Annotated in this window: 20 protein-coding genes; 14 read left to right on the top strand and 6 right to left on the bottom strand. The window is 63.7% G+C overall.

What is annotated here, in order from left to right; genetic code table 11:
• Positions 1-26: 26 nt before the first annotated feature.
• The 6 genes from X756_RS163665 to motA are packed head-to-tail and all read right to left on the bottom strand — an operon-like array spanning position 27 to position 4,884.
• Positions 27-464, bottom strand: coding sequence for a hypothetical protein (locus X756_RS163665; RefSeq protein WP_023728368.1), 438 nt, complete (start codon positions 462-464; stop codon positions 27-29).
• Positions 461-1,543 carry a flagellar biosynthesis protein FlhB gene (flhB, locus tag X756_RS163660; RefSeq protein WP_023728369.1) on the bottom strand — a complete coding sequence of 361 codons (1,083 nt, stop codon included), beginning with the start codon at positions 1,541-1,543 and terminating at the stop codon, positions 461-463. The genes X756_RS163665 and flhB overlap by 4 nt, the downstream gene beginning before the upstream one ends.
• Before the next feature lie 13 nt (positions 1,544-1,556).
• Positions 1,557-2,573: a flagellar motor switch protein FliG gene (locus tag X756_RS163655; protein ID WP_023728370.1), complete on the bottom strand. Its 1,017-nt coding sequence runs from the start codon at positions 2,571-2,573 to the stop codon at positions 1,557-1,559.
• 44 nt (positions 2,574-2,617) lie between these two features.
• Positions 2,618-3,007: a flagellar motor switch protein FliN gene (fliN, locus tag X756_RS163650; protein ID WP_023671753.1), complete on the bottom strand. Its 390-nt coding sequence runs from the start codon at positions 3,005-3,007 to the stop codon at positions 2,618-2,620.
• A gap of 33 nt (positions 3,008-3,040) precedes the next feature.
• The gene (locus X756_RS163645) at positions 3,041-3,973 is read right to left on the bottom strand and encodes a FliM/FliN family flagellar motor switch protein (RefSeq protein WP_023728371.1); all 933 of its coding nucleotides are present in this window, start codon (positions 3,971-3,973) and stop codon (positions 3,041-3,043) included.
• Positions 3,974-4,008: 35 nt separating this feature from the next.
• Entirely contained in the window at positions 4,009-4,884 is an 876-nt protein-coding gene (gene motA, locus X756_RS163640) for a flagellar motor stator protein MotA (protein WP_023671751.1), read from the bottom strand.
• Between the two features lie 144 nt (positions 4,885-5,028).
• Here motA and X756_RS163635 point away from each other — a divergent pair, with 144 nt between their 5' ends.
• The 14 genes from X756_RS163635 (at position 5,029) to fliP (ending at position 16,176) form a co-directional block, all read left to right on the top strand.
• Positions 5,029-6,840, top strand: a complete 1,812-nt coding sequence (locus X756_RS163635; RefSeq protein WP_023728372.1) for a DUF1217 domain-containing protein — start codon at positions 5,029-5,031, stop codon at positions 6,838-6,840.
• 7 nt (positions 6,841-6,847) lie between these two features.
• Entirely contained in the window at positions 6,848-7,573 is a 726-nt protein-coding gene (gene flgF / locus X756_RS163630; RefSeq protein WP_023691721.1) for a flagellar basal-body rod protein FlgF, read from the top strand.
• A 4-nt stretch (positions 7,574-7,577) separates the two neighbouring features.
• Positions 7,578-8,999, top strand: coding sequence for a flagellar protein export ATPase FliI (fliI, locus tag X756_RS163625; protein ID WP_023710976.1), 1,422 nt, complete (start codon positions 7,578-7,580; stop codon positions 8,997-8,999).
• Complete coding sequence (locus X756_RS163620; RefSeq protein WP_031237708.1) at positions 8,986-9,852, top strand: hypothetical protein; 867 nt, start codon at positions 8,986-8,988, stop codon at positions 9,850-9,852. Before fliI ends, X756_RS163620 begins: the two co-directional genes overlap by 14 nt.
• An 84-nt stretch (positions 9,853-9,936) precedes the next feature.
• The gene (gene flgB / locus X756_RS163615) at positions 9,937-10,317 is read left to right on the top strand and encodes a flagellar basal body rod protein FlgB (RefSeq protein WP_023683310.1); all 381 of its coding nucleotides are present in this window, start codon (positions 9,937-9,939) and stop codon (positions 10,315-10,317) included.
• A gap of 2 nt (positions 10,318-10,319) precedes the next feature.
• Complete coding sequence (flgC, locus tag X756_RS163610; protein ID WP_023686341.1) at positions 10,320-10,736, top strand: flagellar basal body rod protein FlgC; 417 nt, start codon at positions 10,320-10,322, stop codon at positions 10,734-10,736.
• Positions 10,736-11,071 (top strand): flagellar hook-basal body complex protein FliE, encoded by a 336-nt coding sequence (locus tag X756_RS163605; protein ID WP_023673649.1) that lies wholly within the window; start codon positions 10,736-10,738, stop codon positions 11,069-11,071. Before flgC ends, X756_RS163605 begins: the two co-directional genes overlap by 1 nt.
• Before the next feature lie 12 nt (positions 11,072-11,083).
• Positions 11,084-11,872 (top strand): flagellar basal-body rod protein FlgG, encoded by a 789-nt coding sequence (gene flgG, locus X756_RS163600; protein ID WP_023673650.1) that lies wholly within the window; start codon positions 11,084-11,086, stop codon positions 11,870-11,872.
• 6 nt (positions 11,873-11,878) lie between these two features.
• Positions 11,879-12,406: a flagellar basal body P-ring formation chaperone FlgA gene (gene flgA, locus X756_RS163595; protein WP_023728374.1), complete on the top strand. Its 528-nt coding sequence runs from the start codon at positions 11,879-11,881 to the stop codon at positions 12,404-12,406.
• Positions 12,403-13,644: a flagellar basal body P-ring protein FlgI gene (locus X756_RS163590; protein WP_023728375.1), complete on the top strand. Its 1,242-nt coding sequence runs from the start codon at positions 12,403-12,405 to the stop codon at positions 13,642-13,644. Before flgA ends, X756_RS163590 begins: the two co-directional genes overlap by 4 nt.
• Positions 13,645-13,647: 3 nt before the next feature.
• Entirely contained in the window at positions 13,648-14,229 is a 582-nt protein-coding gene (locus X756_RS163585) for a MotE family protein (RefSeq protein ID WP_027049841.1), read from the top strand.
• Positions 14,226-14,930, top strand: a complete 705-nt coding sequence (flgH, locus tag X756_RS163580; RefSeq protein ID WP_023691727.1) for a flagellar basal body L-ring protein FlgH — start codon at positions 14,226-14,228, stop codon at positions 14,928-14,930. The genes X756_RS163585 and flgH overlap by 4 nt, the downstream gene beginning before the upstream one ends.
• Before the next feature lie 17 nt (positions 14,931-14,947).
• Positions 14,948-15,448 carry a flagellar basal body-associated FliL family protein gene (locus X756_RS163575; protein WP_023673655.1) on the top strand — a complete coding sequence of 167 codons (501 nt, stop codon included), beginning with the start codon at positions 14,948-14,950 and terminating at the stop codon, positions 15,446-15,448.
• Complete coding sequence (gene fliP, locus X756_RS163570) at positions 15,445-16,176, top strand: flagellar type III secretion system pore protein FliP (protein ID WP_023686348.1); 732 nt, start codon at positions 15,445-15,447, stop codon at positions 16,174-16,176. The genes X756_RS163575 and fliP overlap by 4 nt, the downstream gene beginning before the upstream one ends.
• The last annotated feature ends 190 nt before the right edge of the window (positions 16,177-16,366 follow it).

Below are 16,366 nucleotides of genomic sequence, written 5' to 3' on the forward strand. Positions count from 1 at the left end.
TCCGGCGATTGGGATAAGACAAAAGATCAGCGATAGGCGAGCGGCTCGGTCCGGCGAATGCGCGCCTCTTCGATGACCGTCTCCAGCAAGGCGGTGTTGTGCTCGGGGTCCTCGCCCGGCTTTTCGAACGACACATAGTTGACCACGACCGAAGACCTCTCCTCGCTCAGCGTCAGCTGGAAATAGACGGTGACGCCCGGCGGCCGAAGCTCGAGATCGAGCACGATGCGCGGGCTGCCGCTCCAGTCGACATGTGCCTCTCCGCCATGGCCGAGCCTGAGCGTGCCCGGCAGGAAGAACAGCTCCACCGCCGAATCCACCAGATCCGACAGGCAAGCGAAATGCTCGAGCCGGATGAAAGCGATGTAGTCGGCGACATCGATCAGCCGCAACTCGTCGACCACCTGCTCGATGGCCTTGGCGACGATGAGTTCGCGGGATTTTGCGTGCGGTTGGCGGTTCATGAAATTTGTCTCCGCTCAGCCTTTTTGGAGTAGACGATCCGCACCAGTTCGGCGACGGCCTGGTAGAATTGCGACGGGATCACGCTATCAACCGAAACTTGCTTGTACATGGAGCGGGCGAGCGCCACGTCCTCGAAGATCGGGATGTTGTGCTCCTTGGCGATCTCGCGAATCTTGAGCGCCACAAGGTCCTGGCCCTTGGCCAGCACCATGGGTGCTGAATCCTCGTCGCGGACATATCTGAGCGCGATGGAAAAGTGCGTCGGATTGGCGATGATCAGCGTCGCGCGCGGTACCGCCGTCATCATCCGCTTGCGCGCCCGGTCACGCGCCAGCGAGCGCAGCCGCGACTTGATGATCGGGTCGCCCTCGGACTGCTTGAACTCGTCCTTGACCTCCTGCTTGGTCATCCGCAGATCCTGCTTCCAATGGAAGCGCGACCAGACGACGTCGACCGCCGCGATCAGCCCCATGACGAAGACGATCGCCACCAATATGTCGACGGTGATGCTTTTGATGACGAGGCCGAAAGCGACGGGGTTGGTGATCATGCCGGCCAGGAGCTGGCGGTAGTCCTGCGACAGCGTGAAGTAGAGCACGATACTGGCGAAGCCGAGCTTGCCCAGCGATTTCAGGAACTCGACCCAGCCCTGAGTGCCGAACATCCTGGTCCAGCCTTTGGCTATCGAGATGCGCGACAGCTGCGGCCGGATCCGCTCGCCGACGAATTGCGGCATGTTCTGCAGCACCGAGGCGCCGATGCCGGCCACCACCAGCAGCGCCAGCAGGCTGACAACGGCATGGCCGATCTCCATCATCACGGTCTTGTAGAGCGCGATGACGTCGGTCTCGGTGTCCATCGGCCACGCCTCGGGCTTTTCCAGGAACATCGACAGGAACATGCCGAGATCAACGACCGCGTCCCTGGCGTAGAAGACGGTGAACACCAGTATGGCGATGAAGGACGCCAGAAGTGCGGCCTCTCGCGAATGGGGCAGCTTGCCCTGTTCGACGGTGTCGCGGATCTTCTTTTCGGTCGCGTCTTCGGTTTTGGAGTCTTTGTCCGCCGCTTCAGCCATTCAGCGCTCGGCGTTAAGCCGCTTCGCTCTGCTGCGATGAGGGCAGTTCGAAAGCCCCCTCGCGCGAAAGCCGGATTGTCGCCACCGCGATGTTCTTGCGCGCCGTCATGATGTCGGCAAGCTGAATGCCTTCCGAGCCCTGTCCGAGCTCGGACTCGATCATGCGCCGCGACCGTGCGCCGATCGCCGAGAGCGCCGATTCCGTCAATGCGGGTGGTGCACCGCGCAGCGCCAGCGTAATCAGTTCGGTCGACAGCCCGTCGAACAGAAGCACCCGCGCCTTCTGCGTCAAAAGCGGCAGATCGTCGAAGGCAAACAACCTGGAGCGGACACCGCCGAGGTCCGGCGTGCCGGCCTCTTCCAGATCCTGCATGACCTCTTCCAACTGAGGCTTGTCCATCTCGTTGAGCATACTGGCGACGCGCGCCTGTCCCGCCGAGATGTCCTTGGTCGCTGTCTGCGCCAGCACGCTGGCGCGCAGCTGGTTCTCGATGATCCTGGTCGCCGCGTCCGGAATGGTCGCCATCGTCACCATGCGCTTGATGATCTGGCTGCGCATCGGCTTTTCCATCGTCAGCAGAATGTTGGCGGCGGCCTGCGGCGCAAGCTTCGACAGCACCATGGCCGCGGTCTGGGGATGCTCGGCGGCAAGGAACGTGCCCAGACGCGTCGGCTCGAGCTTTTCCAGCTCCGGCCAGATCGGCGGTGGTCCTTCCGGCGCAACCTCGAAGCGCTTGTCGCCCATGATGGCGCTCATCTCTTCGGGCGACAGCGATTCATTGAGGATCGTGTCCATCCGGTCGGCGGAATCGAGCAGGCCCGCACCTTCGGTGAACTCGGCCTCGAATTCGGCAACGATGCGTTCGAGGTCGCTTTGCGGAATGGTGCGCAGCAGCCGCGCCCCTTCGATCAGTGCCTTCAGTTCTTCTTGCTTGAAGAATTTCAGCAGCCGGCTGGCCGAAGGCTTGCCCATCGCCACCAGGATGGCGGCGGCCTTTTGCGGGCGCGTGAGCGTCACCGGCGTCGTCATGGCATAAGCTCCGATCGCTGCTGAGACCGCATGTCGTCTAATCCTCAGGCGCTCTTGGCGGCAGCGATGATTTCGGTCAACCTGATGCCAAAGCGCGACGGATCGCTTTCCAGCACGGTGATTTCGCCGCGCGCGATCTTGCGGCCGTTGACCACGACATCGACCGGTTCGCCGATGCGCCGGTTGAGCGCCACCGTCGAGCCCTTCTGCAGCGCCATCAGGTCCGACACCGGCATTTCCGTACTGCCGAGGATGATCTGCACATCGACCGGGATGCTCATGATGATGTTCGAATTGGCGCCGGACGTGGCAGCCCGCAAGGCGGCGTCGGGGCGCTTTTCCTCCTCCTGGAGGACACCGCGCAATTCCTCGATGGCGCGGTCGAGCTGTTCGTCCGGCTGGTCGATATTGGCTTCCACCTTGGTCTTGGCCATCAGTCGTCTCCAAATGCTTGAGCTTGCCCGGCGTCAGCCCGGCATGAGCCCGTCGATAAAATCCTGACCGGCATCGTAAGGATGCCTGATCCGGACGGTGTAGTTCTGCCCGAGTTTGCCGAACTCGCAGACAAACAGCGTCTTGTCGCGCGCGCTCAGCTTGGCGTGCGACTGCGCGGTTTCCTCGAACTCGATGACCTGGCCCGGCTCGAAACCGGCGAGATCGCCGAGCGTCAGGCGTGCCAACGGCATGGTCGCTTCGAGCGTCACCGTCGAGCGCATCACCTCTTCGGAAAAACGTGCCCGCCAGTCGGAGGTCGTGCCTTCGCTGTCGTGGACATCGGCGATACCGCGTGTGGCCAGCAGGATGCGCTGCGGGATCATCACCGTGACCGTTCCGCTGTCGGTCGGCGTCGAGATGCCGAAGACGATGCGCACCGCCGCGCCATCGCGCAGCACGCGGCGCTTGGCTTCGCTGCCCGAAAGTGCCCGCGGCACCGGCAGCCGCAGCTCGAGCGAGCGCCGGCCTGATCCGTTCAACGCCTGCGCAACTTCCTGGAAGACCGTGGTCGCGACATCGGTCTCGATCTGCGACAGAGCGCGCTCGATCGGCGAAACCGGCTGATCCGGATCGCCGCCGAACAGCGCGCACACCATCACGGCGATGGCCGGCGCATCAGCCACCAGCGTCATCGCATCCGAAGACGTCGGCGATGCTATGATGGCCATGGCAAAGGCATCGCCGGCATTCGTGCGGGCATCGGGAACACGGCTGATCTCGACCGTGCGCAGGTCGACGGTGACCGGTGCACCGAGCTCGCCGGCCAGGCTCTTCTGCAGCAGCGGCAGTGCGCGCTCCCCCATCGAGCGCCCGGTGCCGATGACGTGAGCGGCCTCACCGCTGTCACCGACCAGACGCTCGATGATCAGCGAGCGGGCTTGCGAGGGGCTGCCAGGACTTGTCATGACGGCGTGCGGTCCTGTCTGTCGTCATGCATGGCTCAAGCCGCTTTCTTCTCGGCGGAAGCTGTGTTCATCGTGCTTTGCTCGACGGCATCGATCGTCGGCCGCTCATAGGACGAGATGGTCTTGCGGCCGAACTCGATCGCCACCTGCGGCAGAGCGCCGTTCATGTAGGCAAGCAGCGTCTGCTTGACGATGATATAGAGGCGGTTCTTCTTCTCGCGCACCGTCTTGATCTTGGTGGCGACCGGCCCGACCACTGCATAGGACAGGAAGATGCCGAGGAAGGTTCCGACAAGGGCGGCGCCGATCAGGCCGCCGAGGATTTCGGGCGACTGGTCGAGCGCGCCCATCGCCTTGACCACGCCGAGCACGGCGGCGACGATGCCGAGCGCCGGCAGACCATCGCCCACCGCCACCAGCGCGTGGTAAGCCTTCATCTTGTCGGACTTGATGGTCTGGATTTCCTCGTCCATCAGCGCCTCGATCTCATGCGAGCGGGCATTGCCGATGATGATGATGCGGCAGTAGTCGCAGATGAAATTCGTCAGGTCGTGGTTCTTCAGCACGGTCGGGAACGCCTGGAAGATCGCCGACTCCTCCGGATTGTCGATGTGCGCCTCGACCTCGCTGCGCGACTTCGAGCGCAGTTCGCGCATCAGGCTGTGCAGCACGCCCAGCGTCTCCAGATAGTCGCGTTCTTTCGGTACCGCCTGCTTGAACGCTTCGAGGATACCCCTGCCGGTGTCCTTGACCGTCTTCATCGGGTTGGCGACGAGAAAGGTGCCAAGTGCGGCGCCACAGATGACCACCGCTTCCCAAGGCTGCATCAGCACATGCAGATGGCCGCCCATCGCCATGAAGCCGCCGAGAACACAGCCGAGCGTCACCACAAGTCCGATCAGAATGCCCACGCCAGATCCTTCCGCATCACGTCAGGCCTAACCGATAGCCCCCGTGCCTTGTGTGAGGCTTGAATCATGCAAGGTGAGGCGATTCAGCCTCGCGCAAGCAAGTCCGCATACTCTTGCTTTTGAAGCTGCGACCGGAGGCATGTCGTGTTGAGCACTTTTACCAGCTACCAGCTCATCGCCAGGGACATCCCCAAGGCGATCGACCGCATCGAGGCGGAGCCGATCACCAAGCGCGACACCGACTACTATCTCGCCAACATCGGCAGCGTGAAATCGATCGACGATTTCGTCAAGAACGACCGGCTGTTCAAATATGCCATGAAAGCCTTCGGTCTCGGCGACATGGCTTACGCCAAGGCCTTCATGGTCAAAGCGCTGAAGGAAGGGGTGTCGGATTCCGACAGCTTCGCCAACAAACTGAGCGACAAGCGTTATGCCGAGTTCGTGTCGGCCTTCAATTTCGCCGCACTTGGCGCTAATGCCACGAGCTACAATTCGGCACAGCAGGGCGTGACCAACAATTATGGTCTCCAGGTCTCGGTCGGCCCTTCGCAGAACGGCTTCACCTACTACAAGGGCGAAACCTCGTACTACCTGAGCAACATTTCCAACGTAAAATCGATCGACGACCTGATGGGCAACGATCGCCTGCTCACCTATGCGATGGCCGCGTTCGGCCTGGACGCCGACGCCGAGCCGGCTGCGACCGTGCGGGCCATGCTGGAAGGCGGCGTCACCGACCCGAACAGCCCCGCAAACACGTCGACAAACAAGGGCTATGCGGCTTTCGTCGCGGCTTTCGACTTTGCCCAATATGGCGACCAGGCTACGGCGCGCGACGCCGTCCAGCAGGCGGTGCCGAAGGCTGTGATCGGCGGAACCGGACTGTTGCTCGTCAAGCCGACCGCGCAATACATCAAGGGCGAGGCCGACTACTACGCAGCCAACATCTCCAAGGTGGAGTCCATCGAAGACCTGCTGAAGGACAAGCGCCTGCTGACCTTCGCCATGGCTGCCTATGGGCTTGATGCATCGACCCAGACGACGAAGCAGATCCGCACCATGGTCAATGGCGGCGTCACCGATCCGTTGAGTCCCGCCAATTTGTTGACCGACAAGAGCTACGCCAACTTCGTCAGCGCCTTTGATTTTGCCCAGTATGGCGATCAGACGACCACGCGCGACGCGGTGCTGAAGACCACGCCGAAGCTCTACACGACCGAGTCCAGTCTTGGCCTCATCAAGCCGAATGCGGACGCCGTCCAGGCCGAGACCAGCTACTACCTCGCCAACATCACCAAGGTGAAATCGGTCGACGACCTGATGGCCGACAGCCGCCTTTATAACTATGCTCTGTCCGCAAGCGGGCTCGATCCGGCGACCACCAACAAGGATCTCGTCCGTGATGTCCTTGAGGGCGGTGTCCGCGATCCCGCCAGTGTCGCCAACAAGCTCTCCAACAAGGCCTATGCCAGGCTCGCCACCTCGTTGAATTTCGAGGCCTACGGCGAAGCGGCAACGACCCGCAGCCCGTCGCAGCAGCCGGTGGTCGACAAATACATGCGCCAGACCCTGGAAGAAGACGCCGGCAAGACCAATGAGGGCGTGCGGTTGGCGCTCTATTTCGAGCGCAAGGCCTCGACCATCACCAACTGGTACGACGTGCTGGCCGACACGGCCCTGGCCAGCGTGGTACGCACCGCCATCGGCCTGCCTGATTCCTTCGCTGCCGCAGATATCGACAAGCAGGCGCAGGCCTTCGAGGCAAAGCTCGACCTCACCGATTTCACCGACCCGGCCAAGCTCGAGAAATTCCTCACCCGCTTCACCAGCCTTTGGGAAATCAATCATCCGACCTCGACCGCCCAGACATCGATCGGTGTGCTGTTTGCGCAGCCGACCACCGTCGGCATCTCGACCGATCTGATGATGGCCATGCAGAAACTGAGATTCTGAGAACACCATGCAGGACAGCCTTTACGTCGCCCTTTCCTCGCAGATCGCGCTTGAGCGCCGTCTCGACACCATCGCCGACAATGTTGCCAATGCCTCGACCATCGGCTTTCGCGCCACCGGCGTGAAGTTCGAGGATGTCGTCTCCGGCACAGGTCCCAAGTCCGTGTCCTTCGCGTCCTCCGGCAAGACCTATTTGTCCGGCGCCCATGGCGCGATGACGCAGACCGGCAACCCGTTCGACTTCGCCGTCCAGGGCGATGCCTGGTTCGGCATCGACACTCCGGCCGGCACCGTGATGACGCGCGACGGGCGGTTTTCGATGAACGAGAACGGCGAGCTGATGTCGCTCGAGGGCCATCCGGTGCTGGATGCCGGCGGCGCGCCGATCCAGCTTGACCCGCGCGACGGTCCGCCCAAGGCGGGCGCCGACGGCTCGCTGCGCCAAGGCGACAAGCTTGTCGGCGCCATCGGCCTGTTCAATTTCGACCCCGGTCCGAACTTCGTCCGCTACGGCAATTCTGGCATCGTGCCCGCGCGTGCGCCGGAGCCGGTCACGGACCGTTCCGATCTCGGCGTCGCGCAAGGCTATGTCGAGGAATCCAACGTCAATCCGGTGCTCGAAATGACGCGGCTGATCATGGTCCAGCGCGCCTTCGAGAACACCGCTGCGCTGATGCGCCAGACCGACGCCTCGACCGACGACGCCATCAAGACGCTCGGCTCCAAGTCGTAGCAGCATGTCGAGCAGCAAATCATCGATACGCGCGCTTGAACGGCAACCGGAGACAGCACCGGAAAACCGGCTGGCTGCGCTGGAGCGGATCTGGCGCCGCTTCGATGACACCGAGACGTTGCTGCGGCGCGGCGGCCGTGTTTCGGAGGTTTCGCCAACGCATTACAAGGTGCGCGGCCTGTCTGAAGTCGCCAGGCTTGGCGACCTCGTCGAGCAGCGCGGCAATGCCGGCACGCGCCGCGGCGAGATCGTCAGGATCGGCCGCGACGAAGTCGTCATCGCCCCTTTCGAACGCAGCGCCGACGCCGGCATCGGCGACGCCGTGTTTCGCCGCGGCCCGCTGACGGTAACGCCGCATGCTTCGTGGCGCGGGCGCGCCATCGACGCGCTGACCCGCGTCATCGACGGCGGCCCGCCGCTGATCAGGATCGGCGAGGCTGCGAGCGGCGACGGCACAACGCCCGGCGCCATGGCGCGGCAGCGCGTCGGCACCGCCTTCACGACCGGGGTCAAGGTCATCGACATCTTCACGCCGCTCTGCCTCGGCCAGCGCCTCGGCGTCTTTGCCGGTTCCGGCGTCGGCAAGTCGACGCTGCTCGCTATGCTGGCCGGCGCCGACGCCTTCGACACCGTGGTCGTGGCGCTGATCGGCGAGCGCGGCCGCGAGGTACGCGAATTCCTCGAAGACACGATCGGCGCAGAGAGCATGGCCAAGACGGTCGCCGTCGTCGCTACCAGCGACGAGAGCGCCATGATGCGCCGGCGCGCGCCGGATACCGCCATGCGCGTTGCCGAACATTTTCGCGACCAGGGCCATCGCGTGCTGCTGGTGCTGGATTCGATTACCCGCTTTGCCCATGCGCTGCGCGAGGTAGCGACCGGCACCGGCGAGCCGCCGGTCGCCCGCGGCTATCCCGCTTCGGTTTTCACCGATCTGCCCAAGCTGCTCGAACGCGCTGGCCCGGGCGCTGAAGGCCCCGGTATCAAAGGACAGGGATCAATCACTGCCATCATCTCGGTGCTGGTCGACGGCGACGACCACAACGACCCGGTCGCCGATTCGGTACGCGGCATCCTCGACGGCCATGTCGTGCTCGACCGCGCCATTGCCGAACAGGGCCGCTACCCCCCGGTCAATCCGCTGTCGTCGATCTCGCGCCTCGCCGACAAGGCATGGAGCCCCGAGCAACGCATGCTGGTGACCAGGCTGAAGTCGATGATCTCGCGCTTCGAGGACACGCGCGACATCCGCCTGCTCGGCGCCTATCAGGGCGGCGCCGATGCCGAGCTCGATATTGCCGTGCGCCAGGTGCCGCTGATCTACGAGGCGCTGACGCAGTCGCCCAGGGATCGCGCCTCGAGCGACGCATTCTCCGACCTCGCCCGTCATCTGAAAGGCAAGCAAAGTGTCGATGCAGGAGACTGAGCTTCAGTACACCGAGCGGCTTTTGCGCGAGATGATCGCAGAGGCCAGTGCCGCCGAGGAAGCCCGGGCCAACGAAGCGAGAGCTGTCAGGGCAAAGGCCGATCTCGACAAGGCCGCCAAGGCTGAGGCCATTCTGGCCAGGGCCGCCAGGCCATTCTTGCCCAGGGTAGCCAGCGTAGTCGAGTCCACTGTGCCTCGCTTGGCCGAGCCTGCCTTGCCCAGCGTCGTCAAGCCTGAATTGCCAAGGACCCCTCGCGCCGGCCCCAAAGAAGCGATCGAGACCAGTCGTGACTCGCTTCTCGACGGGCTGTTCCCGGTCACCGAATGGCCGCAGCCGCCAAGGCCGCAATATCCCAGGCTCGACAAGAAATCCGACCGCCGCAGCGATATCGTCTTTGCCGCGCTCGGCATCACGCTTGGCCTGATCTGCGCGCTGTTTCCCTGGTATATCTTCTTCAATCAGGACCAGTTCGGCGTGCAGGCGATCAAGTTCGGCGGCAGCGGCACCAATGCAGGGCGGGTCAGCGGCGGCTCGCAGATGGAGAACAGCGGTCAGCCGCTGACGGCAAACGATGTTCCCGATGTCGACCTGTTCGCCACCGGCACGCTGCAGGACCCCGGGGACAAGACCCAGCCTCCCGGCGTCGACGAGCAGCCCTTCCCGGCGGATCCCAAATTTCGCATGGTTCATGTCGCCAATGGCCGCGCCATGATCGAGGACGATGCCGGCCTGTGGATTGTCCAGCGCGGCTCGAAGCTGCCCGACTCCAGCGTCGTCTCGTCGATCGAGCAACGCGGCGGCAAGTGGGTCATGGTCACCAGCACCGACCAGGTGATCGAACTCTCCAAATAGCGGCACACCGGCTTACGCCTGGCCCGCGCAAGGTCCGCGCAAGACTGGCAGCCTAGTCTTGTACGTACCAGCCTGGAGATCCCCATGGAGCCCGTCAATCTTTTCGATCTCGCCGCCAAGCAGTCGCAATGGCTGTCGGTGCGCCAGTCCGCCATTGCCGGCAACATCGCCAACGTCAACACGCCGGGCTACACCGCCGGCGATGTCGAGCCGTTTGAGAAGGTGCTCGACCGCACGGCAGTGTCGCTGACCGCCACCCAGGCAGGCCACCTCGGCACTGCCGCCACCAATGCCGGCTTCACGGTCAAGCCAGAAGAGACGACCGGCGCCATCATGCCCTCGAAGAACACGGTCGTGGTCGAGAACGAACTGATGAAGGCCGGCGAGGTCCGCCGCTCGTTTGAACTCAACACCGCGATCGTCAAGGCCTTCCATTCGATGATGATGATGGCGGTGAAGAGCTGACCATGGACGCTTTGACCTCAGCCCTCAAGATCGCCGCGTCCGGCCTCAGCGCCCAGTCTGACCGTTTGCGCGTCGTTTCGGAAAACCTTGCCAACGCGCAGTCGACCGGCAACACCCCGGGCGCCGACCCCTATCGCCGCAAGACCATCAGTTTCGTCTCGGAACTCGATCGTGCCTCGGGTGGCACGACGGTTGAGGTCAACTCCATCGACCGCGACCCCAGCGACTTTCCCGTCGAATTCCAGCCCGGCAACGAGGCCGCCGACGACAAGGGCTACGTCAAGATGCCCAATGTCAACGTGCTGGTCGAGATGGCCGACATGAGCGAAGCCAACCGCTCCTACGAAGCCAACCTTCAGGTCATCAAGCAGGCGCGTGATCTGATCTCCATGACCATCGACCTGATGAGGAACCAGTAATGATCAGCGGCATTGGCGGTATCGGATCGCTTCCCCTCAAGCCGGAGATCGGCGGCGCCGATACCACGACCGACCTGTTCCAGGGCACCAGGGCGCCGATGGCCGGCAGCGAAATCGGCACCACCTTCGCCGAAGCGCTGAGCCAGGCTGCTTCAAAGACCGTCAACACCTTGCAGAATGCCGAGCAGGTGTCGATCCAGGCGCTGAGGGGCGACGCCGACACCCGCCAGGTCGTCGACGCCGTCATGAGCGCCCAGCAGGCCCTGCAGACCACGATCGCCATTCGCGACAAGGTCGTCTCCGCCTATCTCGAAATCAGCCGTATGGGCATCTGAGGAGAACTTGCCGTGAAAGCACTCGCCATCGCAGCGACCGGCATGAATGCCCAGCAGACAAATCTGGAAGTTATCGCCAACAACATCGCCAACATCAACACCACCGGCTACAAGCGCGCGCGCGCCGAATTCTCCGACCTGCTCTACCAGGTCGACCGCACGCAGGGCGTGCCCAACCGCTCCAATTCATCGCTTGTGCCGGAAGGCGTGTCGATCGGCCTCGGCGTCAAGACGACGGCGGTGCGCAACGTCCATACGCAGGGCGAACTGACCTCGACCGGCAACAGTTTCGACATGGCGCTGACGGGCCGCGGCTGGTTCCAGATCGAGGGCGGCGACGGCGGCACGCTCTACAGCCGCGCCGGCGCCTTCAACACCAACGCCACCGGCCAGCTGGTGACCGTCGACGGCGCCAATGTCATCCCGGCCATCACCGTGCCGACCGATGCCATCGAAGTTGTCGTCAACAAGACCGGCCAGGTCTTTGCCCGCATCGACGGCCAGACCGACCTCCAGCTGCTGGGCCAGCTGCAGCTCGCCAACTTCGCCAATGAAGCAGGCCTGGCGCCGCTCGGCGACAATCTGTTCCAGGAGACGCCGGCCTCCGGCCCGGCCAATGTCGGCGTGCCCGGCGATCCCGGCTTCGCCTCAGTCGAGCAGGGTTATCTCGAGGCCTCCAACGTCGATCCGGTCAAGGAAATCACCGAGCTGATCTCGGCGCAGCGCGCCTATGAGATGAACTCCAAGGTCATCCAGGCCGCCGACGACATGGCCTCCGTCGTGTCCAAGAACATCAGGTAAGATTTGATGGTCTCTCCGGCCTTCCGCTCCGCGCTTTGCCGCACCGCGCTGATCCTGGCGCTGGTGGCCGGCGGTGTGCCGGCGTTTGCCCAGGAGAGCGCAGACCAGCAGACCAGCACCCAGGTCGCGAGCAGTCAGGCGACCGGCGAGATCGTTCTGATCCCCAACCGGGTTATCTATCCCGGCGAGATGATCGATACCGGCGCGCTGAAACCGGTGACGCTGCTCCCCGGAAAGCACAGGCCGGATGCGGTCGCCACGCAGGCCATGGAACTCCAGGGCAAGGTCGCCAAGCGCACGCTGCTGCCCGGCCGCTATATCCCGGTCGCCGCCATCCGCGACGCCTGGCTGGTCGAACAGGGCGCCGACGTGCAGGTCTATTTCATCGCCGGCGACCTCACCATTTCGGCCACGGCGGTGTCGCTGCAGCCGGGTGCCGCCGGCGATTTGATAAAGGTCCGCAACACAGACAGCGGCAAGATCTTTTCCGGCACGGTGATGGCTGACGGCACCATCCGGGTCAGCGCGTCATGAGACGCGGAGCTGCCCTTCTGCTCGCGGCCGTTGTCGGCCTGCAGCCGGTGCTGGCCGACGGTCTTACGCCGAAGCAAAAGCGCGATCTTGCCGGCCAGAATGGCGGCGCTTTTGTCGATCCCGAATACGATCCGGCCACCACCAACCGCATGTTCAGGGTCTCCAACGGCCCAGGCTCTCTGCCACCCGGCCAGGTCGCATCGCGCATCAAGGACATTGCGCAGCTGCAGGCTTCGCGCGACAACCAGCTCGTCGGCTACGGCCTCGTCATCGGCCTCGCCGGATCGGGCGACAGCCTGCGCAATTCGCCCTTCACCGAACAGTCGATCCGCGCCATGCTCGAAAATCTCGGCATCGCCACCGAAGGCGGCAGCGCGCGGGCCAAGAACGTCGCCGCCGTCATCGTCACCGCCAACATGCCGCCTTACGTGCAGTCGGGCGCCCGCATCGACATCGACGTCTCCTCCATGGGCGACGCCACATCGCTTGCCGGCGGCACGCTGATAATGACGCCACTGAAGGCGGCCGATGGCGAGATCTATGCTGTCGGGCAAGGCTCGGTCATCGTTTCCGGCTTCACTGCCCAGGGCGATGCCGAAAAGCTGACGCAGGGCGTGCCGACGGCCGGCCGCGTGCCCAACGGCGCCATCGTCGAGCGCACTGTGCGCGCCGAATTCGAGGACCAGGCGCTGCTCACCTTGCAATTGCGCAACCCCGATTTCTCCACCGCCGTCCGCATCGCCGACGCCATCAACGGCTACACCTCGCAACGCTTCGGCATGCGCGTGGCGGCGGAGCGCGATGCACGCACCGTGCAGATCAGGCGGCCGAAGAATGTTTCGGCGGCGCGCTTCTACGCCGAGATCGAGAATTTGGTGGTCGAGACCGACACGCCGGCACGCGTCGTCATCGACGAACGCACCGGCACCATCGTCATCGGCAACGAGGTCAAGATCTCGCGGGTGGCGATCAGCCACGGCACGCTCACCGTGCGCATCACCGAACAGCCGAAGATCGTCCAGCCGGAACCGTTCTCCAAGGGCGTGACAGCGGAGGAACCCTTCACCACCATCGATGCCACGCGGCCTGACGCCCGCGTCAATGTGCTCGACGGACCGAACCTCGAAACGCTGGTGTCGGGCCTCAACCGTCTCGGCGTCAAGCCGGACGGCATCATTGCCATTTTGCAAGGCATCAAGTCGGCCGGCGCTTTGCAGGCCGATCTGGTTCTCCAATAGGCCATGCCGATGATCGATTTCTTCTCCCAAAAGCAGCACCGCCGCAGCGCAGCCTTGGCAGCTTGCGTCATCGCCGCCACCGTCCTTGCCGGCGGCACTGTCCGCGCGGAAGAAGCGGTGCGGCAGGTTCTGCCTGGCGGGCAACAGCCGGCGGCAGTGCAGCAGCTGGTCCGCGAGAAGGTGCCCGATGAAAGCGAGATCCAGCGCTTCTGCTCCAACATCGCCGACGCCGCCCGCGACCGCCGTTACGCGCTGCAGGCCGAAGAGCTGAAGCAGCTGCAGGCCGGCATCGACCTGCGCATGAAGGCGCTGGACGACAAGCGCGCCGAATACGAGCAATGGCTGAAACGGCGTGAAGTCTTCCTGGCCCGCGCCGAGGATGGCGTCGTCAAGATCTATGCCGGCATGAAACCGGATGCCGCGGCCGAGCGCCTGGCCATGGTCAACGCCGATCTCGCCGCCGCCATCCTGATGAAACTCGATTCGCGCAAGGCCGGCGTCATTCTCAACGAGATGGACCAGAAGGCAGCGGCCACACTCACCGGCATCATGGCCAGCGCGGCCCGAAGGGTAGATCCGTCATGAAGTCGCATATTCTCGCCCTGGTCGCCACGGCTTCACTTGCCGGCTGCGCCTCCGACCCCAGGGAGATCGGCAGGGAGCCGGCGCTGTCGCCGGTCGGCACCGGCATTACCGGCAGCGTCAATGCGCCCTACTCCTATCCCGAAACGCCAGCCGCGCCGGTGAAGAAATTCTCGCTGTGGGACGACCGCCAGAGCCGGCTGTTCACCGACCCGCGCGCGCTGCGCGACGGCGACATCCTGACCGTCAGGATCAAGCTCAACGACAAGGCCAACTTCAAGAACCAGAACGATCGCAGCCGCACCGCCGGGCGCAAGCTCGGCTATGACGTCAACCTCGGATGGGAAGGTGCCACCACCAGCGGCAAGGGCGACGCGGGGCTGAGCTCCACCACCGAAACCAATGCGGACGGCGAAATCAAGCGCTCGGAGAACCTCGAGCTCAACGTCGCCGCCGTCGTCACCGAAGTCCTGCCCAACGGCAATCTGATGATCCGGGGCTCACAGGAGGTGCGCGTCAATTACGAGCTCAGAGTGCTGACCATCGCCGGCATGGTGCGTCCATCCGATATCGGCGCTGAAAACACCATCTCTTATGAACGCATCGCCGAGGCGCGCATCTCCTATGGCGGCCGCGGCCGCGTCAGCGAAATCCAGCAGCCCGCTTACGGTCAGCAGATCCTCGACCAAGTCCTCCCCTTTTAGGACTGGAGAACGGCGCCGTGGCAAATGTCGAACAGGTTCAGCAAAAAAAGGGCCCGTCGCTTGTCATCCAGCTTGCGATGCTGCTGGCGGTGACGGGCGCCGCGATCGGCATGGGCTGGATGTCCGGCGGCTATCTGAAGGGCGTCGGGGGACCGGTGCCTGTGCCCGCCGCACCGGAGAACCAGTCCAATGCCGAGCAACCGAGCAAGGCGGCCGAACATGCTCCCGGCACCGGGCCGACGCTTGTCCAGCTGGCGCCGATCACCACCAATCTGGCTTCGCCTGCTGACACCTGGATAAGGCTGGAAGCGTCGGTGGTCTACGATGCGCCGCAGCCGCCGGAACTTACCGAAAGCATTCACCAGGACCTGCTTGCCATGGTCCGCACCCTGAAGATGCATCAGATCGAAGGCGCCAGCGGCTACCAGCATTTGAAAGCCGACCTCGAGGAGCGCGCCGCAATCCGCAGCGGTGGCCATGCCAAACAGGTTCTGATCAGGACATTGCTGCTCGAATGAGAAAACTCGTCCTCGCCGCCGCGATCGTCGTCGCCGCCACCTCTGTCGCCGCCGCCCAGCAGCTCGATCTCGGCGGCATCGGCAAGGCCGACGGCGCCACCGTCGGCTATATCATCCAGATGTTCGGTCTGATCACCGTGCTGTCGGTGGCGCCGGGCCTGTTGATCATGGTGACGAGCTTCACCCGCTTCGTCATCGCCTTCTCGATCCTGCGCGCCGGCATCGGCCTGCAGTCGACGCCGGCCAATCTGATCCTGATCTCGCTGTCGCTGTTCATGACCTTCTACGTCATGGCGCCGACCTTCGACCAGGCCTGGAACACCGGCGTCAAGCCGCTGATGGACAACCAGATCAGCCAGACCGAGGCGTTCGAAAAGATTTCGGACCCGTTCCGCACCTTCATGCTGCACAATGTCCGCGACAAGGACTTCGACCTGTTCGCCGATCTCGCCCGCGAACGCGGCCAGGTCGTTGCCAGGGACACCGTCGACCTCCGCATCCTGGTGCCGGCCTTCATGATCTCCGAAATTCGCCGCGGCTTCGAGATCGGCTTCCTGATCGTGCTGCCGTTCCTCGTCATCGACCTGATCGTCGCCACCATCACCATGGCCATGGGCATGATGATGCTGCCGCCGACCGTCGTTTCGCTGCCCTTCAAGATTCTGTTCTTCGTCCTCATCGACGGCTGGAACCTGCTTGTCGGCAGCCTGGTGCGCTCCTTCACCTGACCGTCCGCGCGCCCTTGGCGCCTTGCTAAAATTTTATGCAATATATTTCCGGTTAACCGTCCCGTTTAGCCCTTTGGTAGGGACTTGCCCGCATATTGCTCGCAGATGGCGGGTGATCGGATCTCACGATCATTGGCATGATGCCGCTCCGTCATACCGGAAAAGCCGGTATGTCAAAAACACCCTGTAA

It is taken from the genome of Mesorhizobium sp. LNJC405B00 (genome assembly GCF_000502615.1).
Taxonomy (GTDB): Bacteria; Pseudomonadota; Alphaproteobacteria; order Rhizobiales; family Rhizobiaceae; genus Mesorhizobium.

What these genes read in the sequence shown, in the direction of transcription:
- X756_RS163655 (WP_023728370.1), bottom strand. Translation starts at nt 2,573, where the DNA reads ATGACGACGCCGGTGACGCTCACGCGCCCGCAAAAGGCCGCCGCCATC.
- flgA (WP_023728374.1), top strand. Translation starts at nt 11,879, where the DNA reads ATGGTCTCTCCGGCCTTCCGCTCCGCGCTTTGCCGCACCGCGCTGATC.
- flgC (WP_023686341.1), top strand. Translation starts at nt 10,320, where the DNA reads ATGGACGCTTTGACCTCAGCCCTCAAGATCGCCGCGTCCGGCCTCAGC.
- X756_RS163590 (WP_023728375.1), top strand. Translation starts at nt 12,403, where the DNA reads ATGAGACGCGGAGCTGCCCTTCTGCTCGCGGCCGTTGTCGGCCTGCAG.
- flhB (WP_023728369.1), bottom strand. Translation starts at nt 1,543, where the DNA reads ATGGCTGAAGCGGCGGACAAAGACTCCAAAACCGAAGACGCGACCGAA.
- X756_RS163645 (WP_023728371.1), bottom strand. Translation starts at nt 3,973, where the DNA reads ATGACAAGTCCTGGCAGCCCCTCGCAAGCCCGCTCGCTGATCATCGAG.
- fliI (WP_023710976.1), top strand. Translation starts at nt 7,578, where the DNA reads ATGTCGAGCAGCAAATCATCGATACGCGCGCTTGAACGGCAACCGGAG.
- X756_RS163620 (WP_031237708.1), top strand. Translation starts at nt 8,986, where the DNA reads ATGCAGGAGACTGAGCTTCAGTACACCGAGCGGCTTTTGCGCGAGATG.
- flgF (WP_023691721.1), top strand. Translation starts at nt 6,848, where the DNA reads ATGCAGGACAGCCTTTACGTCGCCCTTTCCTCGCAGATCGCGCTTGAG.
- fliN (WP_023671753.1), bottom strand. Translation starts at nt 3,007, where the DNA reads ATGGCCAAGACCAAGGTGGAAGCCAATATCGACCAGCCGGACGAACAG.
- X756_RS163665 (WP_023728368.1), bottom strand. Translation starts at nt 464, where the DNA reads ATGAACCGCCAACCGCACGCAAAATCCCGCGAACTCATCGTCGCCAAG.
- flgB (WP_023683310.1), top strand. Translation starts at nt 9,937, where the DNA reads ATGGAGCCCGTCAATCTTTTCGATCTCGCCGCCAAGCAGTCGCAATGG.
- flgH (WP_023691727.1), top strand. Translation starts at nt 14,226, where the DNA reads ATGAAGTCGCATATTCTCGCCCTGGTCGCCACGGCTTCACTTGCCGGC.
- X756_RS163605 (WP_023673649.1), top strand. Translation starts at nt 10,736, where the DNA reads ATGATCAGCGGCATTGGCGGTATCGGATCGCTTCCCCTCAAGCCGGAG.
- fliP (WP_023686348.1), top strand. Translation starts at nt 15,445, where the DNA reads ATGAGAAAACTCGTCCTCGCCGCCGCGATCGTCGTCGCCGCCACCTCT.
- X756_RS163585 (WP_027049841.1), top strand. Translation starts at nt 13,648, where the DNA reads ATGCCGATGATCGATTTCTTCTCCCAAAAGCAGCACCGCCGCAGCGCA.